Source organism: Pyrobaculum organotrophum, from assembly GCF_055384425.1.
On the sequence record NZ_AP042430.1, the window covers coordinates 1701541 to 1719511 of the forward strand.

At 46.0% G+C, this 17971-nt stretch carries 22 protein-coding genes and 3 tRNA genes; 17 read left to right on the plus strand and 8 right to left on the minus strand.

Annotated features, from left to right (window positions below; all coding sequences use genetic code 11):
- The first annotated feature begins 146 nt into the window (after nucleotides 1-146).
- The 6 genes from ACZ49R_RS10370 (at nucleotide 147) to ACZ49R_RS10395 (ending at nucleotide 3631) form a co-directional block, all read left to right on the plus strand.
- Nucleotides 147-587, plus strand: coding sequence for a phosphate-starvation-inducible PsiE family protein (locus tag ACZ49R_RS10370; RefSeq protein WP_464733044.1), 441 nt, complete (start codon nucleotides 147-149; stop codon nucleotides 585-587).
- Nucleotides 588-1037: 450 nt separating this feature from the next.
- Nucleotides 1038-1409, plus strand: a complete 372-nt coding sequence (locus tag ACZ49R_RS10375; RefSeq protein ID WP_464733045.1) for a 30S ribosomal protein S24e — start codon at nucleotides 1038-1040, stop codon at nucleotides 1407-1409.
- Nucleotides 1410-1411: 2 nt separating this feature from the next.
- Nucleotides 1412-1615: a 30S ribosomal protein S27ae gene (locus ACZ49R_RS10380; RefSeq protein ID WP_011763616.1), complete on the plus strand. Its 204-nt coding sequence runs from the start codon at nucleotides 1412-1414 to the stop codon at nucleotides 1613-1615.
- Nucleotides 1615-2616, plus strand: coding sequence for a KEOPS complex N(6)-L-threonylcarbamoyladenine synthase Kae1 (gene kae1 / locus ACZ49R_RS10385; protein ID WP_464734129.1), 1002 nt, complete (start codon nucleotides 1615-1617; stop codon nucleotides 2614-2616). The genes ACZ49R_RS10380 and kae1 overlap by 1 nt, the downstream gene beginning before the upstream one ends.
- Nucleotides 2617-3009: 393 nt before the next feature.
- Nucleotides 3010-3336: a hypothetical protein gene (locus ACZ49R_RS10390; protein ID WP_011763614.1), complete on the plus strand. Its 327-nt coding sequence runs from the start codon at nucleotides 3010-3012 to the stop codon at nucleotides 3334-3336.
- On the plus strand, nucleotides 3311-3631 hold the full coding sequence (locus ACZ49R_RS10395) for a hypothetical protein (protein ID WP_464733046.1): 321 nt from the start codon (nucleotides 3311-3313) through the stop codon (nucleotides 3629-3631). Before ACZ49R_RS10390 ends, ACZ49R_RS10395 begins: the two co-directional genes overlap by 26 nt.
- Here ACZ49R_RS10395 and ACZ49R_RS10400 read toward each other — a convergent pair.
- Nucleotides 3589-4827, minus strand: a complete 1239-nt coding sequence (locus ACZ49R_RS10400; protein WP_464733047.1) for a TIGR04013 family B12-binding domain/radical SAM domain-containing protein — start codon at nucleotides 4825-4827, stop codon at nucleotides 3589-3591. The genes ACZ49R_RS10395 and ACZ49R_RS10400 overlap by 43 nt on opposite strands.
- A 28-nt stretch (nucleotides 4828-4855) precedes the next feature.
- Here ACZ49R_RS10400 and ACZ49R_RS10405 point away from each other — a divergent pair, with 28 nt between their 5' ends.
- On the plus strand, nucleotides 4856-5548 hold the full coding sequence (locus tag ACZ49R_RS10405; protein ID WP_464733048.1) for a hypothetical protein: 693 nt from the start codon (nucleotides 4856-4858) through the stop codon (nucleotides 5546-5548).
- Between the two features lie 114 nt (nucleotides 5549-5662).
- A complete protein-coding gene (gene ppsA / locus ACZ49R_RS10410) occupies nucleotides 5663-8092 on the plus strand; it encodes a phosphoenolpyruvate synthase (RefSeq protein WP_464733049.1) in 2430 nt (809 codons plus the stop codon).
- 2 nt (nucleotides 8093-8094) lie between these two features.
- On the opposite strand, the gene ACZ49R_RS10415 is transcribed toward ppsA, so the two are convergent.
- The 3 genes from ACZ49R_RS10415 to ACZ49R_RS10425 form a co-directional block, all read right to left on the minus strand.
- A tRNA-Ala gene (locus ACZ49R_RS10415) sits at nucleotides 8095-8189 on the minus strand.
- Between the two features lie 31 nt (nucleotides 8190-8220).
- Nucleotides 8221-8793 carry an ATP:cob(I)alamin adenosyltransferase gene (locus ACZ49R_RS10420; protein ID WP_464733050.1) on the minus strand — a complete coding sequence of 191 codons (573 nt, stop codon included), beginning with the start codon at nucleotides 8791-8793 and terminating at the stop codon, nucleotides 8221-8223.
- Nucleotides 8794-8809: 16 nt separating this feature from the next.
- Entirely contained in the window at nucleotides 8810-9028 is a 219-nt protein-coding gene (locus tag ACZ49R_RS10425) for a hypothetical protein (RefSeq protein ID WP_464733051.1), read from the minus strand.
- A 103-nt stretch (nucleotides 9029-9131) separates the two neighbouring features.
- Between ACZ49R_RS10425 and ACZ49R_RS10430 the strand changes: the two genes are divergently transcribed.
- The 3 genes from ACZ49R_RS10430 (at nucleotide 9132) to ACZ49R_RS10440 (ending at nucleotide 10294) form a co-directional block, all read left to right on the plus strand.
- A tRNA-Gln gene (locus ACZ49R_RS10430) sits at nucleotides 9132-9243 on the plus strand.
- 116 nt (nucleotides 9244-9359) lie between these two features.
- Nucleotides 9360-9788 (plus strand): CBS domain-containing protein, encoded by a 429-nt coding sequence (locus ACZ49R_RS10435; RefSeq protein WP_464733052.1) that lies wholly within the window; start codon nucleotides 9360-9362, stop codon nucleotides 9786-9788.
- Between the two features lie 92 nt (nucleotides 9789-9880).
- Entirely contained in the window at nucleotides 9881-10294 is a 414-nt protein-coding gene (locus ACZ49R_RS10440) for a universal stress protein (protein WP_011763606.1), read from the plus strand.
- A 114-nt stretch (nucleotides 10295-10408) separates the two neighbouring features.
- On the opposite strand, the gene ACZ49R_RS10445 is transcribed toward ACZ49R_RS10440, so the two are convergent.
- Nucleotides 10409-11605 (minus strand): MFS transporter, encoded by a 1197-nt coding sequence (locus tag ACZ49R_RS10445; protein ID WP_464733053.1) that lies wholly within the window; start codon nucleotides 11603-11605, stop codon nucleotides 10409-10411.
- Between the two features lie 59 nt (nucleotides 11606-11664).
- Here ACZ49R_RS10445 and ACZ49R_RS10450 point away from each other — a divergent pair, with 59 nt between their 5' ends.
- Complete coding sequence (locus ACZ49R_RS10450; protein ID WP_464733054.1) at nucleotides 11665-12324, plus strand: hypothetical protein; 660 nt, start codon at nucleotides 11665-11667, stop codon at nucleotides 12322-12324.
- Here ACZ49R_RS10450 and ACZ49R_RS10455 read toward each other — a convergent pair.
- The gene (locus ACZ49R_RS10455) at nucleotides 12292-13023 is read right to left on the minus strand and encodes a sulfite exporter TauE/SafE family protein (RefSeq protein ID WP_464733055.1); all 732 of its coding nucleotides are present in this window, start codon (nucleotides 13021-13023) and stop codon (nucleotides 12292-12294) included. The two genes, ACZ49R_RS10450 and ACZ49R_RS10455, sit on opposite strands and share 33 nt — an antisense overlap.
- Nucleotides 13024-13448: 425 nt before the next feature.
- Here ACZ49R_RS10455 and ACZ49R_RS10460 point away from each other — a divergent pair, with 425 nt between their 5' ends.
- Together ACZ49R_RS10460 and ACZ49R_RS10465 are read left to right on the plus strand one after the other, a co-directional pair.
- On the plus strand, nucleotides 13449-13622 hold the full coding sequence (locus ACZ49R_RS10460; RefSeq protein WP_011763602.1) for a preprotein translocase subunit Sec61beta: 174 nt from the start codon (nucleotides 13449-13451) through the stop codon (nucleotides 13620-13622).
- Between the two features lie 41 nt (nucleotides 13623-13663).
- Nucleotides 13664-13751, plus strand: a tRNA-Leu gene (locus tag ACZ49R_RS10465).
- Nucleotides 13752-13792: 41 nt separating this feature from the next.
- Here the strand turns inward: ACZ49R_RS10465 and ACZ49R_RS10470 are convergent.
- On the minus strand, nucleotides 13793-14737 hold the full coding sequence (locus ACZ49R_RS10470; protein ID WP_464733056.1) for an MBL fold metallo-hydrolase: 945 nt from the start codon (nucleotides 14735-14737) through the stop codon (nucleotides 13793-13795).
- 463 nt (nucleotides 14738-15200) lie between these two features.
- On the opposite strand from ACZ49R_RS10470, the gene sfsA reads away from it, so the two are divergent.
- On the plus strand, nucleotides 15201-15896 hold the full coding sequence (gene sfsA / locus ACZ49R_RS10475) for a DNA/RNA nuclease SfsA (RefSeq protein WP_464733057.1): 696 nt from the start codon (nucleotides 15201-15203) through the stop codon (nucleotides 15894-15896).
- Here the strand turns inward: sfsA and ACZ49R_RS10480 are convergent.
- Entirely contained in the window at nucleotides 15874-16725 is an 852-nt protein-coding gene (locus ACZ49R_RS10480; protein WP_464733058.1) for a DUF1028 domain-containing protein, read from the minus strand. The two genes, sfsA and ACZ49R_RS10480, sit on opposite strands and share 23 nt — an antisense overlap.
- A gap of 45 nt (nucleotides 16726-16770) precedes the next feature.
- On the opposite strand from ACZ49R_RS10480, the gene ACZ49R_RS10485 reads away from it, so the two are divergent.
- On the plus strand, nucleotides 16771-17577 hold the full coding sequence (locus tag ACZ49R_RS10485; protein WP_464733059.1) for an MBL fold metallo-hydrolase: 807 nt from the start codon (nucleotides 16771-16773) through the stop codon (nucleotides 17575-17577).
- 226 nt (nucleotides 17578-17803) lie between these two features.
- The gene (locus tag ACZ49R_RS10490; RefSeq protein ID WP_167827685.1) at nucleotides 17804-17944 is read left to right on the plus strand and encodes a hypothetical protein; all 141 of its coding nucleotides are present in this window, start codon (nucleotides 17804-17806) and stop codon (nucleotides 17942-17944) included.
- Nucleotides 17945-17971 lie beyond the last annotated feature (27 nt).

The window sequence follows — 17971 nt, forward strand, 5'->3', positions numbered from 1 at the left end:
GGTCCTGCAACAACCCTTAGAAGAGGGTCAGGTGGGTTAAAAATGGTTTGTTTTACCCTCTTCACGGCGTTGGTCAGGCCCCCCAGGGAGGGGCAAAGAGAGGTAGGGGACGATAGAAGATATAAATCATCGTTTTAAAAAAGCGCGTGGATTTTGTAAAAAGCCTCCGCAATGGGGAGTACACGGTCTACGTCATAGTGCTATTTGTAACCGCATTGCTACTTCTAATGTCGCTATATATGACTTTCTATAGAGTCTACGAGCTTATAAAAACCGCTACTGTTGAACAAACTGACAAAACAGCGCAGGCTATTTACAATGCGTTATCTGACCTATTTCTCGTCATAGTATTTGTAGAATTAATTGATACATTTATTACGTATATAGAGCAGAGACGTATAATTGTATACAAGATAGTAGATGTAGCTCTTGTGGCGCTTGCAAGAGAGCTTTTTGTATATCTAGCGCCTGTAAATAAGGAGTTTCAATTTGACAAGGCGGTGGCCATAATAGCCGCCACGTTAGTAGTAGGCGTGGTGGACTACCTCCAGAGAAAAGGTATGAGAACAGAGAGGCATAGGAGATAAAAAGCGTTTTGTAAACACTAGTAGGCCGTAGACATGTTGAGAAGGAAGAGATCGCCCCTACTGCTCTCCTTCAAAACCTTCTAGTTTTAACTTTGTAAAAATTTTCACATACATGAGTCAAACTTATGGTAAGCCCCAAGGCGGCAGATGGGGGCTCACGGCTGGCGTCCGTCCCCCGTATGAGCTGTCCTCTCGCCCCGACATACCCAGGGCGGGTCCTTAAGATCTGGAGACCAGGAGAAAGATATGGGACGAGAGATTTGCTTCTGTTATCTAAGGCTGGTTTTAACTATATCCTTAGATATGCCACAGAGATTTCTCCACATATAGCCATAAGCTAAGGGTTCAACACAAGGGGCGCTACAGAAAGCACAGACATCTGTCTCCGATCCTGGGAGACAGACTCCGAGCTAGGAGGTAAAGTTTATTAACATGCCTCTTTTGCTGTCTGTGTCTTCGGCGAGTTTTAATATCGTTTCGATAAGAGAAAACAAATTGTTGAATAGGAGAGAGCTTGTAGTAGAAGCAATGCACCAAAAGGCCTCAACACCTACTCGACAGAGTGTAAGAGAGTGGGTGGCGCAACAACTAGGCGTAGATGTGGCAAATGTCTTTGTGAGAAAGATAAAGACCGAATATGGAATTGGGAAGTCTGTCGCAGAGGTGCACATATACAACGATCAAAAACTGGCCCGGGTTATAGAACCGCTTTATATAATTACAAGAAATCTAGGCGAAGAGGGCAAGAAATTGATGGAGGAGATTAAGAAAAGGAGGAGTGAACGCAGGGAGAAGAAGAGGAAGAAGAAAAAGAAGAAGTAGCTATGTCTAAGAAAGCCCCTGTCCAGAAGGAGGAGAAAAAGAGGCTCCCCCGCGCCGCCACTTGGTACGAACTTGATTTACAAAAGGGAGTGTTTAGGTTTAAAAACAAATTCTGCCCCAAGTGCGGCTCTGTCATGGCCTTCCACAGAGAGCCGGTGCCGAGGTGGCACTGCGGTAAGTGCGGTTTTACACAGTTCCAGAGGTAGTGCTGGTCTTAGGAATTGAATCAACAGCCCATACCTTTAGCATCGGCATTGTAAAAGACGGAAAGATACTCAGCCAGTTGGGCAAAACCTATATCCCACCAAGCGGCGCGGGGATACACCCCCGCGAGGCGGCAGAACACCACGCCCGTCACGCCCCAGCCATATTGCGCCAGTTACTAGATATGTTGGGACTCGCCTTATCTGATGTAGATGTGGTCGCCTACGCAGCGGGGCCGGGTCTCGGCCCCGCTCTTAGGATCGGAGCTGTCTTAGCTAGGGCACTGGCCATAAAGCTTGGCATCCCTCTGGTGCCCGTCCATCACGGCGTGGCACACATAGAGGTGGCTAGATATACTACAAACGCCTGTGACCCCCTTGTCGTCCTTGTCTCAGGCGGCCACACCGTCATTACAGGCTACTCAGACGGACGTTATAGAGTCTTTGGCGAAACCCTTGATGTAGCTATTGGAAATGCTATAGATGTATTTGCAAGAGAGGTTGGACTGGGCTTCCCCGGCGTGCCCGCCGTAGAGAAATGCGCTGAGGCTGCCGACACTGTAGTGGCCTTCCCCATGCCGATTGTTGGACAAGACCTGTCGTATGCTGGACTTGTCACCCATGCGCTACAGCTTGTAAAAAGCGGGACGCCCCTACCGGTTGTATGTAAATCGCTCATAGAAACAGCATATTATATGTTAGCCGAGGTCGTAGAAAGAGCTCTAGCTTATACAAAGAAGAAGGAGGTGGTGGTGGCTGGCGGAGTTGCGAGAAGTAAACGACTGAGAGAAATCCTTAGTGCCGCCAGTGGGGAACACGACGCCGTTGTGAAAATTGTGCCAGATGAATACGCGGGCGATAACGGAGCTATGATAGCTCTCACCGGATACTACGCATATAAACACGGTATATATACAACTCCAGAGCAAAGCTTTGTAAAACAAAGGTGGAGGTTAGATAACGTAGATGTGCCTTGGTTCTACGACCTCTGCAACCCCCATTAAGTGACGCTGGCTCTCCCCGGGAGGGCCGGGAGTCGCAAGGGGGGCTACACAACAAAATAACCCCCTTTCCCCGTCTTAACTCGCTTTATCCAAGTTCTATTACTTTGTCGTAACTTGTCATCAAGCGTCCCCGAATGTTAAATTGCGCTTTCTTCTGTCGCTATTAGGAGTGTTCTGCGTTCTTCTTTTTCTGGGATTTGCAAGAATAGGGGAAAATACACGTATTGGTTAGGATTCTGGCGGCGATGATTGTAAATGTCACCGTGGTGTGACATCCGGCTCTGTCTCTAGTCACTCCGAGGTCGTCCTCCAGGTAGTTATCGCTCTGTTGGCTTGTTTAAAAGGTTTTCGCCGAGTAGATATCAATGTATATATAGGTGTCTGTACATAGAAATGGTGAAGTGGGCTTTTGTATTTATTGGAGTGGGTGTTGCGTTAGTAGCTTTTGCAATAGCCAACGCGTTTCTGCTTTATTTCACAAGTGTGCCTAAGACGACATTAAACGTAACAGCGCCTCTAATAGGCCAAGTGAAAATCTCGGGGATGCCCGACCCGTATCAAGTGGGCGTAGGAGTATTGAGAGGCGTTCTTCTACTGGCCATAGGCCTTATCGGAGGGAAACTTATAGATACTGGACTTACAGAGCTTAGAGAGAAGAGACGAGAAGAAGCTCTTAGAAGATATTATGAACAATATGGATATCAGTACCAACAGTATTGACGAACTTGTCCTAGAGTATTTTAGACGACTAGATGAGAGGGGGCTGAGCGAGTGGATAGACAAAGTGTTCCCCACCTCTTCTACACTGGAACGCGTCAAAGAACTTGCAGGGCTCTCGGCGGAGGAGGCAGTGGAGAGACTTGCCAATGAAATAGTCAACAAAATCGCCGTTGATGTAGCCGCCGAGGTCGTAAGAGCGCCGGCTGAAACCGCTACATGGCTTCTGGCGCGGAGGATCGCCCTCTGGTATCTTCAGCTGGCCGTGGAGCTCGGCGTCGTGCGCACGCGTAGGTAAGCGTCGAGTTCTCTATACGTCTCCACTATCCTCTTGCTGAGCTCTATCTGCTCCCTCCAGTAGCCCTCCACCTTCCTCCTATGTCTCTTTATGAATTGTTCATAAAGTGGGTGTGGCGGTGCGGGGCGGCGGCCCCACAGCGGTGTGCCAGGAAGGGGTATGTAATAATGCATGCGGATGTTTGCTCCCATGGCGATCAGCTTCTCCATCTCTCTCACTGTCTCTACGACATCATCTTCATCCTCGCCTGGCAGCCCCCCTATTACATCTACCACTGGCTTAAAGCCCATTGAAACCGCAGTTTTAACCGCCTCCTCAACTGTGGCGATGTCGTGACCCCTTTTTGTTAACTTTAACAGTTTCTCAGAAGCGGTCTGTAGGCCGAAAGAAATACGGCGGTTTGCAACATATGGCCTAATCGCCTTGAGAATGTCTCGTGTCACAGTCTCTGGCCTAGTCTCCGAGGGAAAAGTTCCGAGATATGGTACTCCGCCAGTCTCTCTAATCGACTTGAGCAAGCTCGCTAATGCGTCTGGGTTAGGAGTTCTGCCGTCCGACGACCCGTAGAGAAAGCCCACCGGTGCTATAAACCTGATCTCTCTATGGCCGGTAGATACATAAGCCTTAGCTAGCTCTACGACATTTTCCAGTGGCCTGAAGCGGAGGGGGCCTTGCGCCCAGGTCTGGCAAAAGGCGCATCTATATGCGCAAGACCTCATTATTTCAATCGGCGGGTATATCCCCAACGATTTGCTATATGTCTTATAGATGAGTTCCGCATAGAGGCGGCGACCCGCTCTAGGCCTCCCGTCTATAAACATTACTGTATTCGGCGGTATATCCCTCCCAGCGTTAACCTCTCTCTCTATAATAGCCGGGAGGGCAACTTCTCCATCGCCAACTACCACATATTTAACGCCGAGTTTTAATAACGTAAGCGGGTCACCTACCGCATGCGGGCCACCGACTACTACTGGATACCTAGAGGCTACCTCTAAAATTTCGCGCCAATGTTCTACAAAGGTAGGTGTCGAGAGGCTATAGAGTACTAAAAACTGTTTGCCCTTTTCTGCCAACGCCGCCGCGTCTGCCAGCGGGTTTCGCGTTGGCACTATCCGATATTTATCCTCCACAGGGGCTACGGCATATGCCATGCCGTTGTTTGAACCCTCAAATAGTCTTGCTAACAGAATCACGTTTTATTTATTCCATGTTTTTAAAGCTATGCTCTTAGCGTATGTAAGGGGGCCTCCCGTAGCTGTGTTCGCAGGGTCTTGGCTGTGTTCTAAGTCACCTATCGATGGGACGCCAGTGGCCCTCGGAGAGCCATTCGGCGACTGTGACCCAGTAGTGGCGCGGCTTATGTCTATTGCAACTTCTGTGAGGATTGTAAAGCAGACTGGCACAAAGGTATTCATAAGTAGGGAGTTGGGAGAAGATGGCGTAGATGCAGCTTTTGCAGGTGGGGCAGACGGCGTATTGGAGGAGCTCGACTATGCGGTTGGGGACTACCGGAACGGCGTGAAATTTGTGCTTCTTGAGCCTAGAGATGTAAGCGATTTACTTAACGCCGTCCGTACAATTGCGGAGAAAGCTCGAAAATCTTTTGACGTCCTTGTGGCGACTGACTTAGATAAAGTTGGCGTATTTGCGCCATATGTAGATGGCGTAGTTTTAAAAGGCGGGTGGGTTACAATAGAAGTTGGTGAAGTTGGCTATGTGCCAGAAATCGGCAGATGTCTCTACTGCGGAGTAGACTACCTAATGTACAGCGGCGTTTTACGTAGGTGTATATACTGCGGGAGGAAGCTAACTAAGGTTATTACTTCTGCAAAGCCGCCTAGGTCTCGTGCAGTTTTTCGCTCGATTTATAAAAAGTATGTTTCATTAAATAAACTCCGGTTCAAAATTGTATAACACTGTTTATCTTAGTCTATTTTCTCATTTCACATATAAATATTATGATATATAATTATAGTATTTAGATATATATACTGAGTTATACTTATATAACTGGGTATACTCGCCACTATGCAGTTTATTAAATGGATAAATGAGGTTAGTAAAAATGATATCTTACTAGTAGGCGGAAAGGGCGCGAATCTCGGCGAGGTGGCACGTCTTGTACAAGTGCCGCCGGGGTTTATAGTGACTTCAGAGGCATTCCGCTACTTTCTTGAAGTAACAAATCTCAAGGAGAAAATTAAGAGCGTTCTCTCCGAATTTATTACCAGCGGAAATCCCGAGGAATATGAGCGGGCAAGTGTTGAAATACGTAAGTTAGTTGAAAGCGCTCCGTTGCCCACCGATTTAGAGAGAGAAATCGCCAGCGCTTATTTAAAGCTTTGTGAAATTACTGGCGTAAAGAACGTAGCTGTAGCTGTAAGAAGCTCGGCCACTGCTGAAGACATCCCTGAAGCCTCTTTCGCAGGCCAACAAGACACCTATCTTAACGTGCGGGGGGTAGAAAACGTCATAACATATGTGAAAAAAGTGTGGAGTTCTCTTTACACAGCTCGTGCGTTGTACTACCGTGAGAAAATGGGGATACCTCATGAAAAGAGCCTAATGGCTGTAGTAATTCAGAAGCTTGTCAACGCGAGATCTGCTGGCGTTATATTTACACTTGATCCAACAAATGGCGATAGGTCTAAGGTAGTTATTGAGGCAAGTTGGGGTCTCGGCGAGGGAGTAGTAAGAGGCGTTGTAACGCCAGATGAATACATAGTTGATAAGTCTACTATGAAGATAGTTGAGAAAAGGATTTCTACAAAGAAAATTGCCGTAGTAAGAGATGAGGGGGGCCTTACAAAAGAGGTAGAGCTCCCGCTTGAGAAGGCACAGGCGCCTGCGCTTACAGACGAAGAGGTTATAGAATTGGCAAAGATGGCTATAGTGTTGGAACAACACTATGGCTATCCTGTAGATATAGAATTCGCCGTAGACGCCGATATGGTCTTTCCGCAGAACCTCTATATACTCCAGGTAAGGCCGGAGACCGTCTGGTCTAGAAAACAGACTGAAGCGAAAAAGGAGGAGGTAACGCCGGCCGGAACTGTAGTTGTGAGAGGTATTGCAGCTAGCCCAGGCGTGGCCGTAGGTGCCGCTAAAATATGTCTCACTCTCGAGGACGCAAAGAAGAAGCTAAAGAAGGGCGACATCTTAGTTACAAAAATGACCGATCCAGACTGGGTGCCCTACATGCGTCTCGCGGCCGCAATTGTTACCGACGAAGGCGGGAGGACTTCACACGCTGCAATTGTAAGTAGAGAACTCGGCATCCCTGCCGTTGTGGGCACAGGCAATGCGACATCTGTTTTAAAAGATGGTGAAATATATACCGTAGATGGCAGTAGAGGCGTTGTACTAGCCGGGGCAGTAGTTGAAAAAGCTGAGGAAAAACCGGCTGTAACTACGGCCGCTCCACCACGGGAGATAATTTTCCACATCTACCGCGCAATACCTACAGGTACTAAGGTGTATATGAACTTGGGAGAGCCTGATAAAATAGATGAATATAAAGATCTGCCATTTGACGGGATTGGCCTTATGAGAATCGAGTTTGTAATCTCTAGTTGGATAGGCCAACACCCGCTTTATCTGTTGTCAATAGGGAAGGAGGATAAGTTTATCAACAAGATGGCCGATGGCATAGCTAAAGTAGCCTCGGCAATATATCCAAGGCCCGTCGTTGTGAGATTCAGCGACTTTAAGACCAATGAATATAGGGGTCTTGAAGGCGGCGAGAAGTTCGAGCCCGAAGAGCGCAACCCGATGCTTGGATGGCGTGGCGTATCGCGCTACGTCTCTCCACAATATGAAAAGGCGTTTAGACTAGAGCTTAAGGCGGTGAAAAAAGCCAGAGAGGAGATGGGCCTCAATAACATATGGGTAATGGCGCCTTTTGTTAGAACAGTATGGGAGGCAGAGAAATTTGCTAGGCTTCTCGAAGAAGAGGGGCTCTACCGCGACCGCGATTTCAAAGTGTGGGCCATGGCAGAGGTGCCCTCAATCGCCTTTATGGTAGAGGAGTTCTCTCAATATTTCGACGGCTTCTCCATAGGCTCTAACGATCTTACACAATTAGTACTTGGCGTTGATAGAGACAACGACTTCTTAGTACGTATCAACCCCAAGTACTTTGATGAGAGAGAGGCGCCAGTGTTAAGGGCGATTTATGATATTATAAAGAGGGCGCATAAGATGGGCCGCACAGTGTCTATATGCGGACAGGGACCCTCTGTATATCCACAACTTGTGGAATTCCTTGTGAGAGCAGGCATAGACAGTATTTCAGTCAATCCAGACGCCGTGTTACAGACCAGAGTTCTAGTGGCTTCAGTTGAGCTTAAAATTCTCCGCGAGAGACTAGATGCCGTCTATGCCAAGCTATATAAGCTCGACGAAACAGAAGAGTTTTACGAAATTTTAAAGAAAGTATTTGGAGGAGTGAGGTATTAAGATGGTGGACCGGCCGGGATTCGAACCCGGGATCACCCGCGTGCAAGGCCTATGCGGGGCCTAGCCCCTGGGCATCCTTCCGCTAGACTACCGGCCCTCGCCTATTTCAAGCATTCACTTTTTATACTTTACGCCAACGGGGGTGTATGTATTTCGTTTTCTGGCTCTATGACATAATACCTCCCTTTTGTCCAAACGCCGTGTTTGCAAGTTCTCATTAGTTCAAACAAGAGGTTTCCCAAGTGGTTTAGAATAAAGATAGCTTCTCTTCCCTCCTCAACTGCGGCAAGCCGCCTCTCCGCCCACCGGACCCAAACCCTCGCGTTATTGATGACTGTACAACATTCATCTATACACACAAGCCAACCCACTGGCGTGTCTGGCAGAAGTGGGTAGAGACATCTAAGAGCTTTTCTCAACATGTAGAGACTTTTCTTATAGTACCTCTCCGCACCAGTTGAGAGATAGAACCCGAGGTTAAACAAAGACCAATAAGCCCTCAGGAGACACTTCCTCTGTCTTCTGCAAACGACGGCAGCTGCATTTATATAACTCAACGCAGTTTCTAAAGCACCGAAAACCTTGACTATACTTGACGCTTTTGAAACACAGAGTTGACTCCCGAACCATAGAACTTCTGTATCACCTAAATCGCCTGGACAAGACCCTGCAAATATGCAAGGCTTAGATAAAACAGGCACAAAAGATACTAAGCCCCTATTTAAAATCTATACTTGTAAAAACCGCCATTGGGGACGTCTTTACTATATCCCACACTATACGTTCTACACCTTCTACAGATAATATCTTTATAGTAACGCCTTCTGTATATATACTACTGGACACCCCTCTTGCCCTTAGCTCTCCGGATATTCGTCTATATACATACTCTACAAGATACGGAGTTGAAACAGTTATAGAGATACGTCGCTCCATATATATCTAGAATGGTTGTAAATATAAATTTTCCTGCACCTCAAGATCCGCCAATTATTGGTCTTAAGAAAAATTTTAAAAGTGGAAAATAGTGTATAACCCGAGCCCGGTCGTCTAGCGGCCAAAGGATAACCCGGCTTGGGATGCGGGGCTCTGGACAGTGCCGGAGGCACCCACAACCCGTGGCCCGGGTTCGAATCCCGGCCGGGCTACCATTATCTTAAAACCATCCAGACGTGTTTAGAGACGCATTAGGCCTTGCTCTCTGTATGAGCTAGTATAATGATATATAATTTCCGATAGATTTATTTAACAAAATCGCGTGTTGGTTATGAAAGCAGAAATCTTAGCTAGGAAGCCGCCTATAACGGCAACTCCAGACACAAAGATTAAAGATATTGCCAGAATTATGGCGGAGAAAAAAATAGGTCTGGTGGTTATAGTGGATAAATCACAACCAGATGTAGTAGTCGGCGTTGTATCTGAGCGTGATATTGTAAGAGCGGTAGCTAATAACATTGATGTGAATTTACCGGCCAAAGAGATAATGACTTCTCCAGTAATTACAATAGAGGGCGACGAGCCTATCTGGAATGTGGCAAAAATAATGCGCGAACACAATATACGCCACGTTGTTGTTACAAAAGGTGGAAAACTCTTCGGAGTGATCTCAATTAGAGACTTGGTGTCTGAGCAGTCTGTATTAAGAAGTCTTATAGAATACGGTATCCCAGAAGAGCATAGACCAAGCGCAGATTAGTTTTAACAAGTTTAATCCCTATAACAACTTAAATTTTTAAGAAAAGACAAATTCCAGAGAGAACATATATTAACCTGGTGTCATTTATTAACATGGAAAAAATCGTGGTAGGATATGACGGCTCTCCTCAAGCCAAAAAGGCCCTTCAAAAGGCGAAAGTCCTCGCAGAGAAATTTGGATCTAAGATCTATGTTGTACATGTAATAGACACGGCGATATTATCTCTCTCCGACATGTTTTCCTCGCCTACAGTATTAACAAGTTTGAGAGAGAAAGCCGAACAATTAATAAAAGAGGCCTTAGAGGCCTTAGGTGGTAATGCGGAGGGCAAAATACTTGAAGGCGATCCAGCTCACGAAATTGTGAAACTCGCAAGAGAGATAAACGCGTCTCTTATAATACTGGGGGCCAGAGGGCTTTCAACAATTAGGCGTATTTTAATGGGTAGCGTATCTTCAAGAGTTGTACAAGAGTCGCCGATAGACGTCTTAATAGTCAAAGGCTAGCAAACCCCCTTTTGTGGCGCCCAGCCTCTCCAGGAGGGCCGTGTGCTACCTGCAAAGACGTCACAAGGGCGGCCGCAGGCCCGATAGTCATTCTGTCTCTGTTAACTCCAAAGACTAACGAGCTTGTAGAACTCCACGTATCAACGGCAGTGCAGAAATAGATAAAATCGCGCCTGAGAGTATAAACGCCAGATGAGGAGATATAGAATATATATAAGCCACAGTCACGCCTCCGGCGATGGCTCCAGAATATTCTAACGCCAGCGTCGCGCCCATAACCCTCCCCCTATTCTCCGGCGTTATATAATCGCCGACTAAAGCCCTTCTTATAGACATGGCGATCTCGCCGCCAATCCCTATAATTATAGTTGCTGTGACTAACGAAACTACGTTTTTCCAAACTCCAATCATAAAGTAGCCCACAGCCATTAGAAGTAGCCCGGAGAAGAGAGCTGTTACACGAGGCGCCTTGTCTATAACTGGCATTAAGATAAGGCCGAAGAAGATTCCAACGGCAGTTGTGGCGCTCTGTATAACTCCCCAAGACGTATTATCTATGCCGATCACGTTTGTCGCATATAACACGCCAAAAGTCTGTAGAGAGATTCCGGCAAACGAGACTAAAAACCCTAGAAGTGTGATATATATGATAAAAGAGGGCATTGTAGACATCCCTCTCCAGAAGTGGTAAGATTGTAGAATTTCTGAGATTAATTTCCTGCCGTCTATCGGCTTAATTTCTATAGTCTCTTGGAGGGCTCTCATACGCAATACAGCTACTGTAACTGAAATCAGACCAGAGATTATGAATGATAGACGCATACCGAAAAGTCCCATGTGGTCTAAGAGGTATCCGCCTACTGGCGGTAGAAAAAGCCAGGGCACTTGTGGGAGGACTGCAGTCAGCATCATGCCCCCGCCCCTTTTATCAGGTGGGAGAGAGTCAAGTAATATTGCTGTTAGAGCTGGTTGATAAAAATGGAGTGCCCAATCTATCACATATACAACGGCAAATTGTCTCCAGTCTTGAACCGCGGCGTAGAAAAACTGGACTATCGCTATCCCCCACGTACCCACCACAATAGACCTCTTCCTCCCGACTACATCTGTTAAAACTCCCCCCGGGAGGATAGTAAGCAATACGGCAAGAGAGCCAAGAGATCTCACAAGGCCTATCTCGATGTCTGACGCCCCCAACATATGTAGGTATTTAGACATATAGGGCTGAGTTAACGAACTTGATATCGCGAATAGAAACCACGAGATTATCATAGCGCCCACATTCCCCCTAAGCCAAAATGAGAGCCCCACGATTGTTGCCGGCTATCTACCACTTTATAAATTTATATAGGTGGGTCAAATAGGGGCCTATGAATAACTGGCTTGTCTTCACAATCGCATTTGTCGTCACTATGGGTATACTCTTTGCAACTCTAGCCACCGGCGCCTATGGCAAAGAGCCCATGTACAAGCCGTATTGGGAAGACCAAGCCAAGAGACAAGCCGTATTAAACTACGTCTCACAAATAGGTATTTTAGCTCAACGCGGCCCGCAGGGGGTGGTAATAGTGGGGTACCGCGATCAAATCAACACGGCAAATCGACCTGAGTTATTGGCTGTATTACGCGAGTTGTTAAAAACAGCAGAGGGGTATACAGTGTATTTAGCCCCATGGGCTATAGACAACGCGACAAGAGGATACCTCTCTCTTCTCTATGATGGCAAAATAACGCTACAAGACTATCTACAGGGGGAGATTAAAAACGCCACGGTTTTTACACAGAGAGTAGACCAGGCGTTTGAACTTGCAAAACTTGTGGCGCAGTCATATGGCCAATATAGGCCGCTGGGGGGTGCGCCGGTGGCACAAACGCCTCCTATATATGTTGTAATATTTCGTAACGACACCTCGTATGTTGTATATGAGCCTTTTACAATTGGCAGAGATAAGACGTACACAGACTGGCTCAGGTGGATAAAGACGGCATTTGAAAACTTAAGACAGGGACAGGGAAAAATAACTCCATAGGTAGTAAATACCTATTACAAACACGTAGATAACAAACAGCCTCCTCACCGTCCCAGACTTTAGCTTCGGCATAATATATCTGCTCGAGGTATAGGAGCCTATAAAGCTTCCAACTGCTATGGCTACTGCCAACGGGAGGTTAAGCACACCTAATGCTGCATATATAGTAGTTGAAGATACTGCAGTTGGGAAAATAATACCCATGCTCATAGCGGCGGCTGACTTGGGGTCAAAGCCTGAGATTAATATAAGAGCTGGGACAAAAATCGTGCCTCCTCCGACTCCAAAAAGAGAAGAGATAAAGCCGCCGATAAATATAAGGAGTAGGCCTAGCCAAGGTATATTTCTGCGCGGCCTCGCGTTTTTTAAAAGCACCATGCCAACTGCTATTAGGTAAATACCATATGCTAATTTAATCCACGGCCCGGAGTATTTAACAGAAACAACGGCGCTTATGGCTGCGGCCAAAAGAGATATAGCCATATATCTGGCTAATACTCTAAAGTTGATCATTTTTCTGTAATTATACACAGCGACTGCAGATGTGACAACTATAGAAAACATACTTGCCGCCGCTGCAGTTTGAAAGACCACACCTGATAGATTTAACATAGGGACAATTATCACGCCCCCTCCTACGCCGATAAGAGGGCCGAGAAGGCCGCCCAAAAGACCCGCTAAAATAGCAATCCAATACATATGGCCAAATCAACCACACCTATTAAAAACAATAACAGCATGCCTATTTTCAGAAACTCATATACCTTCAGTTAGGGGACTCATATATGCAAGAATCAACGTTTTTAATTTCATAAAAACACGTTATTTTGGAAATAAATCGGCGTATGAAACCTACGCTTATAACCAGGGGGCTCACAATATTAAAATCTCTACTTCACAATTTAATGTGATGACACCCCAATGGTCAGAACATGAAGACACTCGCATGGGCTGAGTAACGGGTCAAATTCTCTAACCTCGTAAAGGCTATGAAAACAGAGAAATTGAAAGCCTAGACCTCTGCCTAGAGATATTTTAGCTTTCACCCGCGCTTCCTGCTTGCACGAGGTTTAAAGAGTTGGGCTTGTGTTATCAAATTTTTAAACGCAAAAGTTGTGAACTTTATGGCACGTAGGAGGAAATACGAAGGTCTAAACCCCTTTGTCGCAGCGGGTCTTATTAAATTTAGTGAAGAGGGAGAGTTGGAGCGTATTAAACTAAACCCAAGAACTGCTATCTTAGTCTCAATTACGGTAATTATAGCAATTTTAGTCTTAAACATCCTACACCCCCTTTAACACACGGAAAAATTTTAATTCCCAGCCTATTAAGTAAGTAGGCGGGGGTGCCCGAGCCAGGTCAAAGGGGCAGGGTTTAGGTCCCTGTGGCGTAGGCCTGCGTGGGTTCAAATCCCACCCCCCGCACCACCTCTTTATAGTCTTGGTAAAACCCAGAAAGCCGCAGAATATTAAAGCCGAACCCAGTATACTACCTCTTTCTCCACGCGCCGTATTACACCAGCTTCTTCTAGGTAGATTAAGTGACTGAGGGCCTCTCCTATGGCAAAGATTTTGTTATATGCATTAAATTGGTCGAAGGCGCCGGCGTCCCAACTAATCCTTTTAGCAACTTGATATGTAGTTAAAGGCTCTTGTAATACCTTTAGTATCTCGTTTAATCTCCTTTCGTGATGTTTTAACAACTCCGAAACTCTGGCAGATAAATTAGGGATTTCATCCCCATGCGCCGGAAATCCCCTTGTCTTTAAATCGACTTTTTTTAGACTAGACAAATACTCCTTCAACGGATTAAACCCTGGACGTGGATACCAGGAGATATTTGGCGTTATTTTTGGCAAGACGTGGTCGCCGGTGAAAATTCCAAATTTTGTTACATATACGGTGTGTCCCGGCGTGTGGCCGGGCGTCCATACTGCTTCAAGCCCACAACCAACTTTTTCGCCATCGCCAACACCCTTCCAATTTAATTTCCATATATCTTCATACGCCTTTCTAAACCTAGACATTGGATGTAACTTAAGAAAAGCCTCAAGTATGTCGGCTGGAACTCCGTGTCTCTTGTATTCATCTATGTACTTGTTTATGAATTCATCAAAAGAAGTTATTGTATCTCTTAGTTCTTCCTTCCCAATATAAAAATCTGGAGATGCTACTTCAGATAGAAATTGGACAAGAGTTATATGGTCTGCATGTAGATGTGTAATAAACACCTTCGAAATCTCTGAAAGTTTTACGCCTAGCGACTTAAGCCCTCTTATAAGCGCAAGAGCTGCGTCATACGTGGCGAGACCTGCGTCTATTAACACATACCCATCTGAACACTTAAAAACATAGACATTGATGTGGCCAAGCTCCATACCTGGCAACGGCACCTTTAGCCTTTCAAATGACATACTGCGTCTATGGAATATCTCCATATATGTATTTCTCCGAGACTCATATAAAGAAGCCGCACAGCTCTATAAGCCGACAAATTTTGCACTTATAGACATCTTCATAGGAAGCCTCCAGCTCAAGACGTTTTCAACTTGATAACTACAACAGGTATGTCAGACGATTGCTAAAGGGAAACGCCGGAGGGAACCCAAACCGGAGCCAACTAGGGATGGGAAAAGCTATAGGTACCCGAGTCCTGGAGGAAAGCTAGTAGTAGGAAGAGAAATCGCCATTATATATGACGTATTTGTAAGCGTGAGGTTGTCTCTCTAGCGCGGTCTTTAAGAAAGGCTCTGTGACATTATAGGCCCCGCCCCTTGGGGCGGGAAGGGGCCGTCGTTTAACAACAGCTACATATTGCCTTACTCGACATGGGGATTAACACAGTTTTGATAAAAATATTATAGTTGAGTCCGTCGTATGTACTTCCCTATTGAGAAACCTGACGTCTGGGGGATTTTTAAAAAGAGACTTAATAGATTTGTTGGATTGGCTGAAATAGATGGAGTTGAAACTCTTGTACATATCCATGACCCAGGTAGGCTTCAAGAGTTGTTATTTCCCGGCGCAATGATATGGGCTAGGCGTAAACAGAGGGGCAAGACACAATATTATCTAACTGCCGTAGAACTAGACGACGAACTTGTATTTATAGATTCGGCAACGCATAATAAAATAACGTCTTGGCTAATAGAGGCCGGATTCTTACTACGCGGATATGCAATTGAGAGATATGAGCCAGCCTTTGGAAAGGGGCGGTTTGATCTCTTACTCAGAGGGCCCAATGGCCAGAGGGCTCTTGTAGAAGTCAAGGGCGTCACGCTTGAAGCTGGCGGCAAAGCGCTTTTTCCAGACGCCCCAACTTCAAGAGGTGCGCGGCATATGGAAGAGCTTGCAAAAGCAGTGACGGAGGGCTTTGAGGCCCATGTTATATTTCTAGTGTTTAGGAAGAGGGCTAAGGTATTTTCGCCGAACTGGGAGATGGACAGAAAGTTTGCAGAAGCTCTGGTCAGGGCTTATAGAAGCGGCGTCTATATACACGCGGTAAAATTAGAGATGTTTAAATGGGGTCTGAGATATATAGAGGAGTTGCCTATCGATTTGCTAGCTCTTTGAGAAAGCGATATACGGAGCCCCAGATCTTATCGTCATCTCTAATCTTGTTTTCAAAATTTTCATACCCAGCCCACTCTCTAAACGCCCTTTCTGTACTATCATCCCACACGCCTGTCACCTCCCCCCTGTAGAAACCCAGCTTTTTCAAGATCTCTTGAACCTCCGCCGCCACATCTCTTTTGTTTACCACATCTCTTGGGTCGTCTCTGTTTAACAACGTGAGTTCCCATATTTTAAAAATACGTCGGAGCTCAGCGACAGGCTCTGGATGGTCGTCTACTCTAATATCGACATATATATCGCTTAATCCAAGGTAGCCGCCATTGGGTCTTAATACGACTACAGCCGCCGACTGTTTACCTCTTCTATCTCCCCCAGCCCTCTCTCCTGCCTCTAGTGCCGCTAGGAGCTTATCTACCAATTCCCCCCGTTGGGTTTCAAAAGCCTTAGCCATAGACTCAAGCACTTGGGGTCCCGCTAAGATATTACCAAGAACTACATATCCGCTTCCGATAATTTGCCCGGCGTAAGCCGGACATTCTCTCCCTGTAAAACCAAAAGCGTCTCCTCTAATGTCTACAGCCCCTATCTGTCTCTGCTCTCTGTCTGGGTCCTGTGCCAATGCCCTTTCCACTGCGTCTCTGGCAGATAAACCCTGCTTTAACAAAGCCAATATAGATTTGCCCAACTTTGGATTTGCATAACATTGTGTCGCAACTGCGCCAACAGACGCCTCGAGATGAGGCACGAATGCGCCCACTGCAACAAACTTTGAAGAAACCGCAACGCCCACGTCTACCCCATCTGTGGCTATGATTGAAAACGTCATAACAGACGGTTACTCTAAAATAAATATAGTTAACGTCTCATATCTATGGAGCTGAAAAGTGGCATAAAACTTCTCAGGGGGTCGCCCAATACAATCATAGTGGGAAGATATGTCGTCGATCCAGGCCAGCCAGAGGGAAGGGCGGCCGATATTTTAGCCCATACAGGAAATACGCCTGTTGTCTTACTTACACATTTTCATGCAGACCACCTCACAGCGACTCCAGAAAACTCCGAGGTTTATGCGCCGTGGGGAGAGGAGCTCTTTGTAGCCAGCGTAAGAGCCCGTCTATTTTTTACACATGGAGTATACATAGACAATGCCGTGTATAAAGGCAACGATTTAAAAGTTAGTGGAGTTGTAAGGCCAGGAGATAATATCGGGCCATTTGAGGTAGTCCCACTCCCCGGCCACACCTTTGGCCACGTTGGTTACTACATAGATGGCGTTCTCTACGCCGGAGACGCAATATTTGGAGAGAAAGTTTTAGAGAAGTATGGAGTTCCGTATCTAATGGATGTAGATGCCTTTCTACACTCTCTCGATTACATAAGAGAGTTGCAACCAGAAATCTTAGTGCCCGGCCACGGCCCAGTGATTGGGAGTAGGAAGAGAATCGAACAGCTGCTAGATCTCAACCGTTCTGCGGTTGAAAAAGCGGTTGCGTTAGTGAAGAGATTTCTGCCTGCAGACATAACTACGATTTCTATACGCCTGTTAAAAGAGGTGGGGAAAGAACACAACGGGGAGAATATACTGCTTACAATGACTACAGTAAGAGCTGTGCTTTCAAAACTATCGCGAGAGAAGAGTGTTTACCTAGATAAAGACGGCATATGGAAGACGTATTAACACAGCTTTATAAAGGCAGAAAAAATTCTTTGGAAAGGCCAAGCCTTACACTTATGCTTGGTCTCGCCAGAGTCACAACTAGCGACACTACCTAAATCTTACGTCAAGCTGGGTGTCAAAGAGATAGGAAAATCTGTGGGATCTATATTACCATGTATTGGCGATAATAGCTAGGCAAAATAAGCACAATTAAAAGCCTTTTTAAAAAACGGTACATGTTATCTCTATGTGGACAAAGCTCAAAAACTTCATAAATAGCATGTGTCTAATACTTGCGCCGTACATCAACATATGTAAATTCGGAGGTCCGCCGCAGAAGAGTAATGTGGCTGAGAAAAGAGAAGATAGATGTAGTAAGCTTAGATGACTGCCCTATGTCTCAAAGACGGGGCTT